The organism is Geothrix sp., assembly GCF_020622065.1.
Classification (GTDB): Bacteria; Acidobacteriota; Holophagae; order Holophagales; family Holophagaceae; genus Geothrix.
The window spans coordinates 209,532-224,144 of the sequence record NZ_JAHRYQ010000002.1 but is presented as its reverse complement, the minus strand read 5'-3'; the positions used below and the strand labels follow the sequence as shown (position 1 = coordinate 224,144).

The window sequence follows — 14,613 nt, the reverse complement described above, 5'->3', positions numbered from 1 at the left end:
GAGAGGCCCGGGGACGCCGCCGATGGATCCCGGCCGGGCCTCCTCCCCCGGAGCCGCCATGCCTCCCCTGAATCACCTCCACCCTGCGATCGTGCACTTTCCCATCGCCCTGCTGGCGACCGCTCCGTTGCTCTTCGTGCTGGGGGGCCTCCGGCCGGCCCAGCGCCGGGGAATCCATGCCTCGGCGCTGCTCCTGCTCCTGCTGGGCCTCCTGGGGGCGCTGGCGGCCCTGGCGACAGGGGAGGCCGCGGAGAACCTCGCCCACCGGACGCCGGAACTGAGGGCGGCCCTGGAGCAGCACCAGGTGTCGGCGCAGTGGACCGTGGCCATCTTCGGCTGCCTGATGGCCACCTGGCTCGGGTATCACGGGCTGGTCCGGTTCCGTCACTGGAGCCTTTCCCCGGCCCTGGCCCGGTTCCTGTTCCTGCTCTGGCTGCTGGTCAGCGCCCTGGGGGTGGCCGCGCTGTTCCGCACGGGGCACCAGGGCGGCCATATGGTCCACGACCTGCACACCCACGGGGGCGAGGCGCCTTGAGCGCCGCTCCGGTTAGGCTGGTGGAATGAAGCCCCGCCAATACGCCGTCCTCCTGCTCCTCGGCTTCGCGTCGGGCCTTCCGCTCTTCCTCACGGGCTCGACGCTGAAGGCCTGGATGACGGATGAAGGACTGAGTCTCGCCACCATCGGGCTCTTCAGTTTCGTGACGCTGCCCTACAGCCTGAAGGTGTTCTGGGCGCCCTTCCTGGATCGCTACGCCCTGCCGGGATTCGGCCGGCGGCGGGGCTGGATGCTGGCCATGCAGGGGGCCATGGCGGTGGCCCTGGCCCTGCTGGCGCTCAGCGAGCCGCACCTGGACCTCCTGCGCGTGGTGATCCTGGCCCTGGCCGTGGCCGTCACCAGCGCCACCTTCGACATCGCCGTGGATGCCTGGCGGGCCGAGGCCCTGGACCAGAAGCACCTGGGGCTGGGCAACAGCATCCACATCGCCGCCTACCGCGTGGCCATGCTGGTGAGCGGAGGCCTGGCCATGATCCTGGCCCAGGTCTTCGGCTGGCGCGTGACCTACCTGGGCATGGCCGGTCTCACCTTGCTGGGGATGGTCGGCACCTGGCTGGCCATGAACACGGATGCGGTGGCCCAGGCGCCCCGCTCCTTGCAGGAGGCCGTCTCCGGCCCCCTCCGGGACCTGCTTCAGCGCAAGGGCATCGGCTACCTCCTGGCCTTTGCGGTGTTCTACAAACTGGGAGACTGGCTGGCGGAAGCCATGACCATGCCCTTCCTGATGCGGGGCATGGGCTTCACCAAGATGCAGATCGGCACGGTGCAGAAGACCACCGCCATGGTGGCCATCATCCTGGGCGGCTTGATCGGCGGGTGGATGCTCATGCGCATGAGCCTTCGCAAAGCCCTCTGGATCTGCGGCTTCGTCCAGGCGGGCAGCATCCTGGGCTTCTGGGCCATCTCCATGTTGGGCCGGCACCTGCCCCTGCTGGTGGCGGCGAACACCCTGGAGAATCTGGCCTACGGCATGGGTGGCAGCGCGCTGGTGGCGCTGCTCATGGGCAGCTGCAACCGTTCATACACGGGCACCCAATACGCCCTCTTCAGCGCCCTGACGGCCCTGCCCCGCACGGTCTTCGGCGGCCTCACGGGCTTCATGGCGGAGTCCTATGGCTGGAAGCTCTACTTCCCCGTCTGCGCCGCGGCGGCCATTCCAGGCCTGCTGCTGCTGCTGCTGTGGGATCGCTGGGGGCTCCCTGAAACCGACGAGGCATGACACAGTCGTCTCCACGGGAGGTTCCATGATCCGCTTCGTCCTGTGCCTCGGCGCCTTGGTCCTCGGTGCTCCATCCCTGCCGGCCCAGGGGCCGCTGCCCAAGCCGCTGCCCAAACCGACGGCCGAGCCCGCCAAGCCCGCGCCCCGCAGCTCGAATCCCATCAAGGAGGTGGTCCGGGCGGACCTGGGTCCGGCCGAGGTCGGGACCCCCGAGGCGCTCACGGCTTCGCTCTACGCCTTCATCTCGGGGCCGAAGGACCAGAAGCGGGACATCGAGAAGATCCGGGCGCTGTTCCATCCCCAGGCCCGCCTGATGGTGGCGGCCCGGCACCCGGAGCACGGGGCCTTCCTGCGCCCCCTGGAACTGGAGGCCTTCCTGTCCTTTGCCATTCCCCAGTGGGAGAAGGGGTTCTTTGAACGGAGCACGGCCGTGTCCGTCCAGAAGCAGGACGGAGTCGCCCAGGTCTGGTCTCCCTATGACATCCGTCTCACCGCCGACGGGCCCGCGATGTACACGGGCATCAACGCGCTGCAGTGCGCCTGGGACGGGAAGCGGTGGTGGATCACCCACCTCGCGTTCCAGAGCCAGGCCACGGCGGCCCTGGCGGGCGATTCGGGGAAGTGACTACTTCGCCAGGGGCCGGCTGTCGCCGCGCCAGGCCTTCAGGCCGCCCTTGAGGACATAGATCCAGCGGAACCCCCGGGCCAGGAGGAGGTCGAGGGCCTGGTGGGAGAGGACATCGGTCTCGTCCACCAGGACGAGCGCCCGCTTGGCGGCCGGATCCGGGACTTCGAAGCGCCGGGTGAGGTCCGGGAAGGGGACATGCAGGCTGCCCCGGATGTGGCCCCCGCGGAAGGCCTCGGGACTCCGCAGGTCCACGATCAGGACGCCCGGGCCCTGCAGCAGTTCTTCGACCTGTACGGGGGTCAGCACCGGGCGGTTCCGACCGCGATGCCAGGACTGGATCCGCGGCAGGGCCACCACGATCAATACGATCAGGCAAAGGCCGGCAAACACCGCGCCCGGCAGGAAGGGGTAGGTCTTCATCCACCGTTCCAGGACGGACGGATCGGCGAAGCAGGCGGTGGCAAACATGGGGTCCTCGGGATTCACCGCGAGGATGCGCCCGCCTCAGTACCCTGGCAAGCCCAAAGAGGCGGCCAGGGCCCGGAAGGCCTCGGGAATGGGGGCTTCCGCGTGGATGCGCACCCCGGTTTCCGGGTGATCCACGGAGAGCTTCCAGGCGTGCAGGGCCGGGTGGGGCAGCAGCAGGGCTTCGCCGTCCACATCCTTCCAGCGGCCCGGGCCGCCGTAGAGGGGATCGCCCATGAGCGGGGCCCTCAGGTGGGCGAGGTGGACGCGGATCTGGTGGGTGCGGCCCGTGAGCAGCTCGCACTCCACGAGGGCGATGCTCGTGGTGCGGGCCAGCACGCGGATGCGGGTCTGGGCGGGGCGCCCGCCCTCGGCCACCACCATGCGGAGGCGGTCCTGCTTGTGGCGGGCGATGGGCTCATCGATGAGCAGGCTGCCCAGCTGGGGCAGGCGCGGGGAATGGCGTACCAGGGCCAGGTAGCGCTTCTCCACGGTGCGGTCCTTGAACTGGGCCTGGATGGCGCGCTGGGCCTCGGCGGTCTTGGCCAGGCAGAGGCAGCCCGTGGTGTAGCGGTCGAGGCGGTGGACGAGGCCCGGCCAGCCCGTGGCCACATCTTCGGCCAGTTCCCCGGTTTCTTCTTCGGTCTCCTCTGATTTCCCCTCAATGGCCTCGAGCAGCACCGGCGTCTTGAGGCGATGGAGCAGGGCGTTCACGATGGTGCCTCCGGCATGACCGGGGCCCGGATGCACGACCATGCCCGCGGGCTTGTCGACGATCCAGAGGTGGGCGTCCTCGAACAGGGAGGGCAGGTCGATGGCCTCGGCCTCCAGGTGCGCGGCCGGCACCGGGATCACCGGAAGCTCGGTCTCGACCCGGTCGCCCGGTCGCAGCCTCACGCCGCCCTTGGTCACCGGCTCTCCGTTCACCTTGATCCCGCCCAGCCGGACATGGGCATCCCAACGGGCGCGGGGGATCTCGGGGAAGCGGTCCGCGAGGAAGCGGTCCAGGCGTGGCGCGCCGTCCTCGGCGATGAGCTGCATCATGTCGTCCCCTTGCGGCGGTTCCAGAAGATCCACAGGCCCAGGCCCAGCATCATGAAGGCAACCCCCGTGAGGCGCCCCGTGCTGAGCCAGGCCCAGCCCAGCCAGCCCGTGCCACGGTCGATGTCGCCCCGCCAGGTCTCGGTGATGACACGGCCCAGGCCCTCCACCAGGAAGTACAGGGCGAAGATCTGGCCCTGGAAGGCCCGCTTCGGACGGGCCAGCAGCAGGACGGCCATGACCGCCAGATTGGCGGCGGTGTTGTAGAGCTGAACCGGATGGAGCGGAATGCCGAGGGGCGTGCCGCTGAAGGCGTGGGCCAGGGGATCCGTGAAGGTCGTGGCCCAGGAGGCGTGGCTTTCGGTGCCGTAGCAGCAGCCGGCGGAGAAGCAGCCCAGGCGCCCGATGGCCTGCCCCAGGGCAACGCCGGGCACCAGGGCATCGCCCGTGATCCGCAGGGGGAGGCCCTGGCCCTTCCGGAGCTTCCAGAAGAACACGGCCGTGGCGGCGATGATGCCACCATGGATGGCGCCGCCGGCGCGCAGCGTGCCCAGGGAGAAGACCTCGCGCAGCGGCGCGCCGTTGATCAGATCCACCACGACCATGAGCAGCTTGGACCCGACGATGGCCGCGATGAGCATGGCGATGGCCAGGTCCGTGATGGCGGCGGGGGCCAGGCCGTCGAGCCTGCCCTGCCGCTTGGCCAGGGCCGTGCCGGCGAAAAAGGCGATGGCCAGTAGCAGCCCGTAGGTGCCCAGGGGGAACGAACCTATCTCAAAAAGAACTGGATGCATGATGGATTCCGCACGGATGACTGGAAACTGAAGACTGAAGACTGAAGACTGAAGACTGAAGACTGAAGACTGAATAGGAGAGCGCCATGCCGATCATCACAGCCCAGGACTTGGCAGGGCGTCTGGATGGCCACCTCGACCATTGTCCCCCGGATCGCGTCATTTCCGAAGTGAAGCCCCTGGAAGAGGCCGGCGCGGGCTCCGTGTCCTTCCTCGCCAACCCCAAATACGCTGCCAAAGCCAAGGGGAGCGCCGCGGGCCTGATCTTCGCCGACGCGACGGCGGAGCTGGGCGATCTCCCGGTGCTGCGGGTGAAGCATCCCTACTGGGCCTTCGCCCAGGCCATCGGCTGGCTGCATCCCGAACCGGCCCCCGAATGGGGTGATGCGCCGGTGCATCCCACGGCGGTGGCGGGACCGGGCTGCCGCATCGCCCCTGGCGCCACGGTGGGCGCGCGCACGGTGCTGGGAAAGGGCTGCATCGTTCACCCGGGCGCCCACCTCGGCGATGACTGCGTGCTGGGCGACGGCTGCGAGCTGTTCCCCGGTGTGGTGCTCTACCGCCGGACGCGGTTGGGGAACCGCGTGGTCGTCCACGCCAATTCGGTGGTGGGCAGCGACGGCTATGGGTATGTGCTGGTGGAGGGCCGGCACGCCAAGATCCCCCAGGTGGGCTGGGTGGAGCTGGGCGACGATGTGGAGGTCGGCGCCTGCGTCTGCATCGACCGCGGGGTGCTGGGCCCCACACGCATCGGGACGGGCACCAAGATCGATAACCAGGTGCAGGTGGGCCACAATGTGCAGGTGGGGAACCACTGCCTGCTGGTGAGCCAGACGGGCATCAGCGGTTCCACGAAGCTGGGCGACTTCGTCACGCTGGCGGGCAAGGTGGGCGTGGTGGGCCACATCGAGATCGGCAGCCGCAGCGTGGTGGGCGGCAACAGCGTGGTGGCCAAGAGCCTGCCGGAGGGCAGCTTCGTCACGGGCTTCCCGGCGCGTCCCCACCGGGAATGGACCGAGGCCCAGGCCGCCCTGAACCGCCTGCCGAGGCTGATGAAGCAGCTGCGGAAGGGCTGACGCCGGTCAACCCGCGTCAATCCAACCTCAATCCAACCTCAATCCAACATCAGCCCAGGGCCGAGAGCGGCGTTCCTCCCGCGAGGGCCCGCAGGTCCGGGGCCGGATCGGGCAGGGGCAGGATCTGGAGGTCGACGGGACGGCCCAGGGTGGCTAACGCTGCCTCCAGGGCTGGACGGAGGGCGGCGAGTTTGGTGGGATCTTGCAGCCAGAGCCGGGCCCGCAGGCCCGCCGCTCGCTGCTCGAGTCCCAGGCGCACATCTCCCAGGGCGCTGAAGGGGACGCTGAGGAAGACGCGATGGACCGGCTCCTTCCCCTCCTCGGGGCCGGCGTCTCGATCGGCCTCGATCCAGAGACGCAGCGGTTCGGCGCCCACGGCCCAGGGCAGGGGCAGCTCGAACCAGCCGGTGCCCTCCCGGGCCTGGAGGCGGTGGAAGGTGGCCTCGGCCGGCGAGGCGGCGGGATCGGACAGGGCGCGCAGCGCCTCCTTCAGCCAGCCGGACCAGCTCTCGGGTTGGTCGGCGGCCCCGGCCGGCATCAGGGCGCGGAACAGGGCGGCGAGGGGCTCCAGGGCCGCGCCAGGCGCCTGAAGGCGGGCCAGCAGGGGGGCGGCCTCCCCCTGAGTGAGGGGATGCAGCAGCGGCGAGGCCGGCGGCGGCGTGGCGCGGACCACCTGGAGCCGGATGCCCGCACCGCTGGGCAGGGGAAGGGCCTTCAGGGCGAGGGCGCTGCCGGCGGGAAAGGGCAGGTTGCCTTCGGCCACCAGCTCCTTGCCGTCCGCCAGGCGGAGGTGTAACCCCTCCGGTCCGGTGGATTCCAGGGTGGCTTCGAGGGTCTGTCCCACCAGGGCCTTCAGCAGCGCGACGGCGGAAGGGGCCGTGGCGGCCGGGATCCTCAGGGAGGCGAGGACCGCCGGGGTGAGGGGAATGGAGCCGGTCATCAGATCCGGAAGTGGCGCCGGATGTGGCCGGCGATGTCGGGGAGGGGTGCCACGAGATCCACGCAGCCCCGCTCCACGGCGGCGCGCGGCATGCCGTACACCACGCAGGATTCCTCGGCCTCGGCCAGCGTATGGGCACCCTTGCGCTTGAGCTGCTCCATGCCCTTGGCGCCGTCCGCGCCCATGCCCGTGAGGATGGTGGCGAGGGCCTGCCCGTGGAAGAGCTCGGCCACGCTCATGAAGAGCACATCCACGCTGGGCCGGTGCAGGGAGGATACGGGCTCGGAGCTCAGCTCGATGCAGCCCTTGGGGGTCCTGGTCCCGTAGGTCATGTGGAGGCCGCCCGGGGCGATGTAGACCGTGCCGGCCTTGAGGGGCTCGCCCTGCTCGGCTTCCTTGACATGCACCTGGCAGAGGCCGTCCAGGCGGTCTGCGAAGGGCTTGGTGAAGGTGCTGGGCATGTGCTGGACGATGAGGCAGGGGACCGGAAGGCTGGCCGGAAGGGCCGGTAGGATGTCCTGCAGGGCTTTGGGGCCGCCGGTGGAACTGCCGAGCACCAGCAGGTCGGCCTGGGGGGTGCCCGGAAGGGAGGTGCCGGCGGGTACCGCTGCCCGCACGGGAGGGGCCGCGACCGGTTTCACCGGGGCCGGGGCGGCCGCGGGAGAGGCCGGGTGGGGTGCTCCGCCGGGGGGCCGGTGGAACCGGGGGCTGGTGGCCAGCCGGCGCACCTTCTCCTGCAGATCGTGCTGGATCTGAAGGATGCTCATGCTGGCGAAGCTGCTCTCCTTGGGGATGAAGTCGAGGGCCCCGATGGAGAGGGCATCCAGGGTGGCCTGGGCGCCCTCCTGGGTGAGGCTCGAGACCATCAGCACGGGCATGGGATGGTCCGCCATGATCTTCTTCAAGCAGGTGAGGCCGTCCATGCGCGGCATCTCGATGTCGAGGGTGACGATGTCGGGTTTGTGCTCCTGGATCTTCTCCAGGGCATCGACGCCATCGCGCGCGGTGGCCACCACCCGCAGGTCGGGGGCCTCCTCCAGCATCTTCTGCAGGGATTTCCGCATGAACGGGCTGTCGTCCACCACCAGGATCCGGATCGTCGCAGTCATGGTCGTCCCTCAGGCCTGGAATGCCGCTTCGACGAAGGCCAGGGCGTGATCCACCTCGTCGTCGATGGAGAAGGTCAGCCGCTCCACATCCAGATCCTTGTGCAGGGCACCGGCAAGGACGGCCTTGAAGGCGGGCAGCTCGTCCAGGCTGATCATCAGGCGCGCGTCCGCAGGGCCCATGGGGATGCGCGTCCGCACGAGCAGATCCGCCAGGTGGATGAGGTTGGGGAGGAAGTCTTCGGGCTTGGGTTCGTGGTGGTCGCGGATGACCTCCACGATGGTCTGGGGGAAGGACCATTCCGCCGCGAGGAGGGCGCCGGCCTCGGCGTGGTCGAGGCCGAGCACTGCCCGCTCCGCATCCACGAAATGGGCGCCTTCGGCAACCTTCTGGAGCACCTCCGCATAGATCTCGGGGAAGCAGGTGTCCAGGGCGATCTTCCCTATGTCGTGCAGCAGGCCGGTCAGGAAGGCGGTCTCCGCCTGGCCATGCCGCTTGGCGAGCACGCACACGCCTTTGGCCGTCAGGCCCACGGCGACGCTGTGCTGCCAAAGCCGGACGGCATCCAGGTGAGCACCGCCCTTGAGGGTGCGGATGACCGCGGCGCCGGTGCCCAGGTTGGAGACGGCGTCAAAGCCCAGCCGCAATACGGCCGTGCGCAGGTCCATGACCGAGTCGGTTCCGGCATAGAGGGCGGAGTTGGCCATGCGCAGCAGGGCCGCGGAAAGGGGCGGATCTTTCGACAGGATGCTGAGGATGCGGTCCACGGTGCAGCGCTCGTCCTGGACGGCCTCGCCCAGCGCCACCACCGTGAGGGGGAGGCTCGGCAGGGCTTTGGCCTTCAGTCGCGAGGCAAACTGCTCCCGGGTGATCATTCAGAACTCCGCGATCTTCATTTAAAACTCCGCGATCATCGTCTTGTCCTGCTCGATGGCGCTGCGGACCCCTTCCTTGAGACCGGCCAGGGCTTCGGGGCCGAGCTTGAGGATCTCCATGGCCTGCTGGGAGGCACCTTCCAGGTGGGCGGGATCGCCGATGCCCACCTTCTCTTCCAAGGCCAGGTGGTTGGCCAGGGCGACGATGGCCGCCAGGGGCTGATGGTCGGCGCCGGCCTGGATGGGGTCGTGGTGCCAGCGCACGGCAGCCTGCAGGCTGGGGGCCAGGTTCCACTGGGTCACCAGGGCCTCGCCCACCATGGCGTGGTCGAACCCGAAGGTGTCCAGTTCCAGCTGAATGCAGACGCCATTTTCGTTGTAGACGGTCCGGAGCAGGGACGAGTAGCGCTCGGGAAACTTCACGCCCATGACGGATTTTCCGATGTCATGCAGCAGGCCGCCGATGAAAGCCTCCTCGACCCGGGCGAAGCGCAGGCTCTTGGCGAAGGCCCGACTGGCGATGGCGGAAACGAGGGCGTGCTCCCAGATCAGGCGCTCCTGGAGGCCCACGGTGCCGCGGTGGTACAGGTTCTTGGCCGAGCTGGCGATGACCACGCTCTTGATGGTGGAGAACCCCAGGGTCATGATCGCCTGGGTCAGGGTGGTGACCTCGCGCATCATGCCGAACATGGCGGAGTTCGAGATCTTGAGGATCTGGCTGGTGAGGGCCTGATCCATGGAGATGACCTTGCGGAGGTCCTCGGCCGTGGCATCGGGGTCGGCGGATACGCGCAGCACCTGGGAGGCCACCTGCGGAAGGGGCGGCAGGTCTCCGAGGTTCGCGATGAGTTCTTGGGGGGTGATGGGCATGATCGCTCCTGGCCGCTCAGGTCCGCTTCCGGTATCCCATGGCCTTGCTGAAGTGCAGCAGCTCGAAACCGGTGTTGAAAGCATGGATGCTTTCGCTGTGTCCGACCAGCAGGTAGGCCCGGGGATGAAGCAGTTCGTGGAAGCCCTTCAAGACCTGGGCCTTGACCACCTCGTCGAAATAGATGAGCACATTCCGGCAGAAGATGACATCGAAGGAGCCCAGCTGGCGATAGGCCGCGTAATCGACCAGGTTGAAATGGCGGAGGCTGGTGAAGCGCTGGACCTCGGGCTTCACCTGGTAGAGATCCTTGCCCAACGGGATGAAGTGACGCAGGAGCTGTTCCGGCGTGAGGTTCCGCAGGGTGTAGCTGTTGTAGACCCCGTCCTGGGCCTGGGACAGCACCTTCTCGCTGATGTCCGTGCCCAGGATCTCCACAGTGATCCCGCGGAGGACGGTGTCCTTCAGCTCCTGGCAGATCATGGCCAGGGTGTAGGGCTCCTCGCCGCTGGAGCAGGCCGCCGACCAGATGCGCAGGCGGCTCTGGCCCCGTTCGCGCGCCTGCTTGGCGGCCTCGGGGAGCACGATGTTCTGGAAGGCTTCGATCTGGGGCGGATTGCGCCAGAAGCTGGTCTCGTTGGTGGTGATCTCCACGAAGAGCCGCTTCAACTCCACGGGCCCCTGGATGCCCTGCAGCAGGGACAGGTAGTCGCTGTAGCTCCTCAGCTTGAGCTCGCCGATGCGCTTGTTGAGGCGATTTTCCAAGAAGTACTGCTTGGACTCGCTGAAAAAGATGCCTGATTTTGCATAGATGAAGTCCCGGAGGCTCCGGAACTCGGCGAGGGTCATCTGTTGCTTGGCCTGGAGGGGATCCATCGGGTCGTCCTTTCCGAGGGATCGGCGGGGGGGACTGATCCTTGAGTTTCCGCCGGGTCAATCTTCCAGGATGACCACGGCCAAAGCCAGGTCCCCGTCATGGGTGAGGCTGCCGTGGAGTTTCTGAACGCCCCGGGCTGCCAGCAGCTCCGCCAGGGCCCCCACGGCCCAGAGCCGCCCATTCACATAGCGCAGCTCCTTCCAGGACCAGCCGTCGAGCCCGGTGCCCAAGGCCTTGCCGAAGGCCTCCCGCAGGGCCCAGCGGCCCGCCAGGCGCTCCGGCAGGCGCTGCCGGTTGCCGTGGAGCAGGTAGTCCGCCTCCTCCGGGTGAAGGATGCGTCCCGCGCACTTCTCCGCCCCGAAGCGCTCGACCAGGTGCCGCCAGCGGCTGGGGGGGCAGAGGTCGGTTCCGAGGCCCCGGATCATGCCGACTCCCCGGCCAGGTCTTTGGCGAACCACCGGTCGCAGCCGCCGTGGCCCGTGTTCCCCATGGGGCTGCAGAGGGGGCGGAAGCCCAGCTTCCCGTAGAGTTTCTGCGCCTGATCCATGCCCGTGAGGGTCTCCAGGTAGCAGGTGCGGTAACCCAGCCCCATGGCCACCTCGAGGCAGTGGCGCAGCAGAGCCTCGCCCATGCCCATCCCGCGGGCTTCCGGCAGGAAGTACATCTTCCGCAGCTCGCAGACGCCCTCGGGGCCGCCTTCCAGCTTCGCGATGCCCCCTCCGCCCACCAGGCGGCCGGAGGGATCCTCGACCACGAAGTAGGCGGCGCCCGGGGCCGCGTAGGCCCGGCTCATGTGGTCCACCTCGGGGTCGTGGATGGCGAAGCCCGGTCCGTCCGCTCCGAATTCCGGCATCACGGCGCGGATGATGGCGGCCATGGCGGCGTCGTCCGGGGGCTGGATGGGGCGGAAGGTCAGCATGGTTCCAAAGTAGCTCGAAAGCCTCCCTCCGGGATCCGGTCCAGTTCAAGCTGGCAGGGAGGTATGCCATGGCCCGCCCCCCCTTTCACGACCGCCTCCGCGCCGGCGAGCGCCTGCTGGGCACCCTCGTCCAGATTCCCCGGCCCGAGGTGGCCCTGCGCCTGGCCGGCCAGGGCTTCGACTGGCTGTTCCTCGACGGTGAGCACGGTGGCTTCGGCCCGGCTGAGACCTCGCGCACCCTGGCCGCCCTTGCCCGGGCCGGGGCTGGCGCTGGCGCCGTGCCCTGCCTGCTGCGGGTGCCCTCCCTGGAGCCGGAAGTCCTCGCCGATGCGGCCTCCTGCGGGGCGGCCGGCCTCATCGTGCCCCATGTGGACACGGCGGCCCAGGCGGAAGCCGCCGTCCGCGCCGTGCGCGGCCGCGGCCTGGTGGTGGTGCAGGCCGAATCCCGGGAGGCGCTGGCGAACATCCAGGCCATCGTGGGAGTGGCGGGAGTGGACGCCGTCTTCGTGGGCCCCTACGACTTGAGCGCCAGCCTGGGGATCGCCGAGCAGTTCGACCATCCCGACTTCCGGGGCGCCGTGGCCACCCTGGCCCGCACCTGCCGGGAGGCCCGCATGCCCCTCGGCATCTTCCGCATGACCGCAGCGGAGATTCGGACCCATGAGGCCGCGGGCTTCACGCTGCTGGCGGCGGGCCTGGACGGCACCCTGCTGGAGGCCGGAGCGCGGGAGCTGCTGGCGGAACTCCGGGGCTGAAGCTACTCCGGCCAATGATGCTTGGGGTACCGCCGCGACAGGCCCGGTCGCAGTTCCTTGTAGACCCGCTGCCAGAAGCCCGCGAGATCGGTGGTGACCTGCACGGCCCGCATGTTGGGGGCCAGCAGATGCAGCACCAGGGGCACGGCACCCCCGGCCACGGCGGGGCTCTTCTTCAGGCCCCAGAAATCCTGGAGCCGGGAGGCGATCCAGGGCGGGTCATCCTCGTAGTGGACCTTGGTAGGCCGGCCCCTGGGCAGCTGGATGGCTTCGGGCGCCCAGGCGTCCAGAAGGCGCAGGGTTTCCGCCGGAAAGGCCTGGCGGAGGGCCCTGGGCCAATCCACATCCTGGACCTCGCGCAGGGTGGTCCGTCCCGCGCAGGCGCCCGCCAGCAAGGGGCCCAGCAGATCTTCGGGCAGATCAAGATCCGCGCGATGCCGGCGCAGGAAGGCCAGCCGGGCCAGGAGGCGCGCCGGAACTTCATCGAGGGGCCGCTCCCGGAGGGCCTCGGCCAGCAGGAGGGCCACCCGGGCATCCGAGGGATCGGCGGGACCGCGGCTCGCGTCGATGGCCAGGCCGTCGTAGCGGATCTCTGAGCGCCGCTCCACGCGGCCGGCCGCCGCGTTGAACAGGACCTCGTCCGTGTCCTCCAGGCGCTCGGGGAAGGCCTCCAGCAGCCAGTCGGCCTCGCAGCGGGAGGCGAGGCGGATGAGGGTCTGCCCCCCGGTGCCCTGCTTCACGGCCTCGGCCTCCAGGGCGAGGATCAGGCCCGGTCGCCGGATGCGGGAGGCCGGATCCAGCTTCGCGCCCCCACCCCCCGCAAAAGCGCAGGTGCCATTGGCGGAGAGCTGCCCCACGCGGTCCGGGTAGGCCCAAAGCAGCGCCTTCAGCAGGCGCGCCTCGGCGTCTGCCGGCTCGGCAGGCGAGGGCAGGAAGCGCGACAGGGACTGCACGGCCCGCTTGGCGCGGTGGATGGCCGAGGCATCCAGCCCCGCGGCCCGGCAGGCGCCTGCCCCGAAGCCCGCGGCCTCCGCCTCCTCGAACTGGTCGAGGCGCAACAGCAGGTCCGAGTCCGCGCCGTGGCCGGTCTTCACGGGTGTTCGATCGAGCCCCTGCCGCGCGGAGAGGTTGCCGGTCTCCAGCAGAGCCGAGGCGCGCAGGGCCAGCTGCGGGATGTTGAGGTCGCTTCCGGCGATGGCCAGCCGGGCCAGGCGAGGGTGCAGGGGCAGGTCGGCCATGCGCCGGCCGATGGCGCTGAGGTGTCCGTGCTCCAGCGCACCAAGGCGGGTGAGCAGGGTTTCCGCCGAGGCCACGGCGGCCTCCGGCGGCGCCTCGAACCAGTCCAGGTCCCGCGGCTCGGCGAGGCCCAGGCCGTGCAGGGCGAGCAGGGGCTCCGCCAGATCCGAGCGCTGCAGTTCTGGCGCGTCGAAGGCAGGCCGGGCGCCGAAGTCGGCTTCGGTGTAGAGGCGCAGGCAGCGGCCGGGCCCGGTGCGGCCCGCGCGCCCCGTGCGCTGGGTGCAGCGGGCCTGGCTGATGCGGACGGTGCGCAGGCCCGAGATGCCCGACCAGGGCGAGTGGGAGGCTTCCCGGCCCAGCCCCGAATCCACCACGGCGTCGATGCCGTCCAGCGTCACAGAGCTCTCTGCCACATTGGTGCTGAGGATGACCTTGGGCGCGCTGCTGACTTCCAGCGCATGGGCTTGGGCGTCCGGTGACAGCTCGCCGTGGAGGGGGCGCAGGCTCAGCCCCCGCCGCGCAGCCACGGCCTCGCAACCCCTCAGGCAGGCCCGGATCTCCGCGGCTCCCGGGAGAAAGACCAGCGTGTGGCCGCGGAGTCCTTCGCCATAGAGACAGTCCAGGGCCTCGGCCACCTGTTGCTCGAGGGGGCGATCATCGGGCCGCGGCAGGAAGGTCGTGGTCACGGGGAAGGCCCGGCCCTCGCTCTTCATCACGGGCGAATTGAGGTAGACGGCTACCGGGCCCGGATCCAGCGTGGCGGACATGACCAGCAGCTTCAGGTCGGGGCGCGCGGTACGCTGGAGACGCCGCAGCAGCGTGAGACCCAGGTCCGTATGCAGGTGCCGCTCGTGGAACTCGTCCAGCACGACGGCGGCGATGCCCTTCAGGAACGGGTCGCCGTGCAGGCGGCGCAGCAGGAGGCCTTCGGTGACGAAGCGCAGGCGCGTGGTCTTCGAGACCTTCTGCTCGAAGCGCACCGCGTAGCCTGCCCGTTGTCCCAGGGGCTCGCCCAGTTCCTCGGCCACCCGGGTGGCGGCGAGACGGGCCGCCAGACGGCGGGGCTCGAGAATCCAGCACTCGCCATTCCCCAGCAGGCCGGCCTCCAGCAGGGCCGGGGGCACCCGCGTGGTCTTGCCTGCGCCGGGGTCCGCCTGTAGCACCAGATTCGGGTTTCCGTGCAGGCTGTCCACGATCTGGGGTAGCAGAGGGTCGATGGGGAGGGCTGAACGCATCCATTCAGCCTATCGGATATGG

At 69.6% G+C, this 14,613-nt stretch carries 16 protein-coding genes; 5 read left to right on the top strand and 11 right to left on the bottom strand.

Annotated features, from left to right (window positions below; all coding sequences use genetic code 11):
* Nucleotides 1–58 precede the first annotated feature (58 nt).
* From QZ647_RS10555 to QZ647_RS10545, 3 genes are read left to right on the top strand one after another with little or no spacing between them, the layout of a single operon-like run.
* The gene (locus QZ647_RS10555; RefSeq protein ID WP_291272130.1) at nt 59–535 is read left to right on the top strand and encodes a DUF2231 domain-containing protein; all 477 of its coding nucleotides are present in this window, start codon (nt 59–61) and stop codon (nt 533–535) included.
* A 25-nt stretch (nt 536–560) separates the two neighbouring features.
* Nucleotides 561–1,775 (top strand): AmpG family muropeptide MFS transporter, encoded by a 1,215-nt coding sequence (locus QZ647_RS10550; RefSeq protein ID WP_291272129.1) that lies wholly within the window; start codon nt 561–563, stop codon nt 1,773–1,775.
* Between the two features lie 25 nt (nt 1,776–1,800).
* On the top strand, nt 1,801–2,400 hold the full coding sequence (locus QZ647_RS10545) for a hypothetical protein (protein WP_291272128.1): 600 nt from the start codon (nt 1,801–1,803) through the stop codon (nt 2,398–2,400).
* Here the strand turns inward: QZ647_RS10545 and QZ647_RS10540 are convergent, their stop codons facing one another.
* The 3 genes from QZ647_RS10540 to QZ647_RS10530 are packed head-to-tail and all read right to left on the bottom strand — an operon-like array spanning nt 2,401 to nt 4,703.
* Nucleotides 2,401–2,871 (bottom strand): rhodanese-like domain-containing protein, encoded by a 471-nt coding sequence (locus QZ647_RS10540; protein ID WP_291272127.1) that lies wholly within the window; start codon nt 2,869–2,871, stop codon nt 2,401–2,403.
* Nucleotides 2,872–2,907: 36 nt separating this feature from the next.
* Nucleotides 2,908–3,912: an RluA family pseudouridine synthase gene (locus QZ647_RS10535; protein WP_291272126.1), complete on the bottom strand. Its 1,005-nt coding sequence runs from the start codon at nt 3,910–3,912 to the stop codon at nt 2,908–2,910.
* Complete coding sequence (locus tag QZ647_RS10530) at nt 3,909–4,703, bottom strand: prolipoprotein diacylglyceryl transferase (RefSeq protein WP_291272125.1); 795 nt, start codon at nt 4,701–4,703, stop codon at nt 3,909–3,911. Before QZ647_RS10530 ends, QZ647_RS10535 begins: the two co-directional genes overlap by 4 nt.
* An 86-nt stretch (nt 4,704–4,789) precedes the next feature.
* Between QZ647_RS10530 and lpxD the strand changes: the two genes are divergently transcribed.
* Nucleotides 4,790–5,779 (top strand): UDP-3-O-(3-hydroxymyristoyl)glucosamine N-acyltransferase, encoded by a 990-nt coding sequence (lpxD, locus tag QZ647_RS10525; protein WP_291272124.1) that lies wholly within the window; start codon nt 4,790–4,792, stop codon nt 5,777–5,779.
* Nucleotides 5,780–5,828: 49 nt separating this feature from the next.
* Here the strand turns inward: lpxD and QZ647_RS10520 are convergent, their stop codons facing one another.
* The 7 genes from QZ647_RS10520 to QZ647_RS10490 are packed head-to-tail and all read right to left on the bottom strand — an operon-like array spanning nt 5,829 to nt 11,365.
* Nucleotides 5,829–6,719: a hypothetical protein gene (locus tag QZ647_RS10520; RefSeq protein ID WP_291272123.1), complete on the bottom strand. Its 891-nt coding sequence runs from the start codon at nt 6,717–6,719 to the stop codon at nt 5,829–5,831.
* Entirely contained in the window at nt 6,719–7,828 is a 1,110-nt protein-coding gene (locus QZ647_RS10515) for a chemotaxis response regulator protein-glutamate methylesterase (protein ID WP_291272122.1), read from the bottom strand. Before QZ647_RS10515 ends, QZ647_RS10520 begins: the two co-directional genes overlap by 1 nt.
* A gap of 9 nt (nt 7,829–7,837) precedes the next feature.
* Entirely contained in the window at nt 7,838–8,701 is an 864-nt protein-coding gene (locus QZ647_RS10510) for an HDOD domain-containing protein (RefSeq protein ID WP_291272121.1), read from the bottom strand.
* 21 nt (nt 8,702–8,722) lie between these two features.
* Entirely contained in the window at nt 8,723–9,571 is an 849-nt protein-coding gene (locus tag QZ647_RS10505) for an HDOD domain-containing protein (RefSeq protein WP_286355313.1), read from the bottom strand.
* Between the two features lie 16 nt (nt 9,572–9,587).
* The gene (locus QZ647_RS10500; protein ID WP_291272120.1) at nt 9,588–10,445 is read right to left on the bottom strand and encodes a protein-glutamate O-methyltransferase CheR; all 858 of its coding nucleotides are present in this window, start codon (nt 10,443–10,445) and stop codon (nt 9,588–9,590) included.
* 57 nt (nt 10,446–10,502) lie between these two features.
* Entirely contained in the window at nt 10,503–10,871 is a 369-nt protein-coding gene (locus tag QZ647_RS10495) for a holo-ACP synthase (protein ID WP_291272119.1), read from the bottom strand.
* Nucleotides 10,868–11,365, bottom strand: a complete 498-nt coding sequence (locus QZ647_RS10490) for a GNAT family N-acetyltransferase (protein WP_291272118.1) — start codon at nt 11,363–11,365, stop codon at nt 10,868–10,870. Before QZ647_RS10490 ends, QZ647_RS10495 begins: the two co-directional genes overlap by 4 nt.
* A 68-nt stretch (nt 11,366–11,433) precedes the next feature.
* On the opposite strand from QZ647_RS10490, the gene QZ647_RS10485 reads away from it, so the two are divergent.
* A complete protein-coding gene (locus QZ647_RS10485) occupies nt 11,434–12,120 on the top strand; it encodes an aldolase/citrate lyase family protein (protein ID WP_291272117.1) in 687 nt (228 codons plus the stop codon).
* Between the two features lie 2 nt (nt 12,121–12,122).
* Here the strand turns inward: QZ647_RS10485 and hrpB are convergent, their stop codons facing one another.
* Nucleotides 12,123–14,591 (bottom strand): ATP-dependent helicase HrpB, encoded by a 2,469-nt coding sequence (gene hrpB / locus QZ647_RS10480; RefSeq protein ID WP_291272116.1) that lies wholly within the window; start codon nt 14,589–14,591, stop codon nt 12,123–12,125.
* Between the last annotated feature and the right edge of the window lie 22 nt (nt 14,592–14,613).

Bases quoted from the DNA above. Each gene is read 5' to 3' on its own strand.
- QZ647_RS10520 (WP_291272123.1), bottom strand. From the start codon at position 6,719: ATGACCGGCTCCATTCCCCTCACCCCGGCGGTCCTCGCCTCCCTGAGG.
- QZ647_RS10510 (WP_291272121.1), bottom strand. From the start codon at position 8,701: ATGATCACCCGGGAGCAGTTTGCCTCGCGACTGAAGGCCAAAGCCCTG.
- QZ647_RS10505 (WP_286355313.1), bottom strand. From the start codon at position 9,571: ATGCCCATCACCCCCCAAGAACTCATCGCGAACCTCGGAGACCTGCCG.
- QZ647_RS10550 (WP_291272129.1), top strand. From the start codon at position 561: ATGAAGCCCCGCCAATACGCCGTCCTCCTGCTCCTCGGCTTCGCGTCG.
- QZ647_RS10500 (WP_291272120.1), bottom strand. From the start codon at position 10,445: ATGGATCCCCTCCAGGCCAAGCAACAGATGACCCTCGCCGAGTTCCGG.
- lpxD (WP_291272124.1), top strand. From the start codon at position 4,790: ATGCCGATCATCACAGCCCAGGACTTGGCAGGGCGTCTGGATGGCCAC.
- QZ647_RS10490 (WP_291272118.1), bottom strand. From the start codon at position 11,365: ATGCTGACCTTCCGCCCCATCCAGCCCCCGGACGACGCCGCCATGGCC.
- QZ647_RS10540 (WP_291272127.1), bottom strand. From the start codon at position 2,871: ATGTTTGCCACCGCCTGCTTCGCCGATCCGTCCGTCCTGGAACGGTGG.
- QZ647_RS10515 (WP_291272122.1), bottom strand. From the start codon at position 7,828: ATGACTGCGACGATCCGGATCCTGGTGGTGGACGACAGCCCGTTCATG.
- hrpB (WP_291272116.1), bottom strand. From the start codon at position 14,591: ATGCGTTCAGCCCTCCCCATCGACCCTCTGCTACCCCAGATCGTGGAC.
- QZ647_RS10535 (WP_291272126.1), bottom strand. From the start codon at position 3,912: ATGATGCAGCTCATCGCCGAGGACGGCGCGCCACGCCTGGACCGCTTC.
- QZ647_RS10530 (WP_291272125.1), bottom strand. From the start codon at position 4,703: ATGCATCCAGTTCTTTTTGAGATAGGTTCGTTCCCCCTGGGCACCTAC.
- QZ647_RS10485 (WP_291272117.1), top strand. From the start codon at position 11,434: ATGGCCCGCCCCCCCTTTCACGACCGCCTCCGCGCCGGCGAGCGCCTG.
- QZ647_RS10545 (WP_291272128.1), top strand. From the start codon at position 1,801: ATGATCCGCTTCGTCCTGTGCCTCGGCGCCTTGGTCCTCGGTGCTCCA.
- QZ647_RS10555 (WP_291272130.1), top strand. From the start codon at position 59: ATGCCTCCCCTGAATCACCTCCACCCTGCGATCGTGCACTTTCCCATC.
- QZ647_RS10495 (WP_291272119.1), bottom strand. From the start codon at position 10,871: ATGATCCGGGGCCTCGGAACCGACCTCTGCCCCCCCAGCCGCTGGCGG.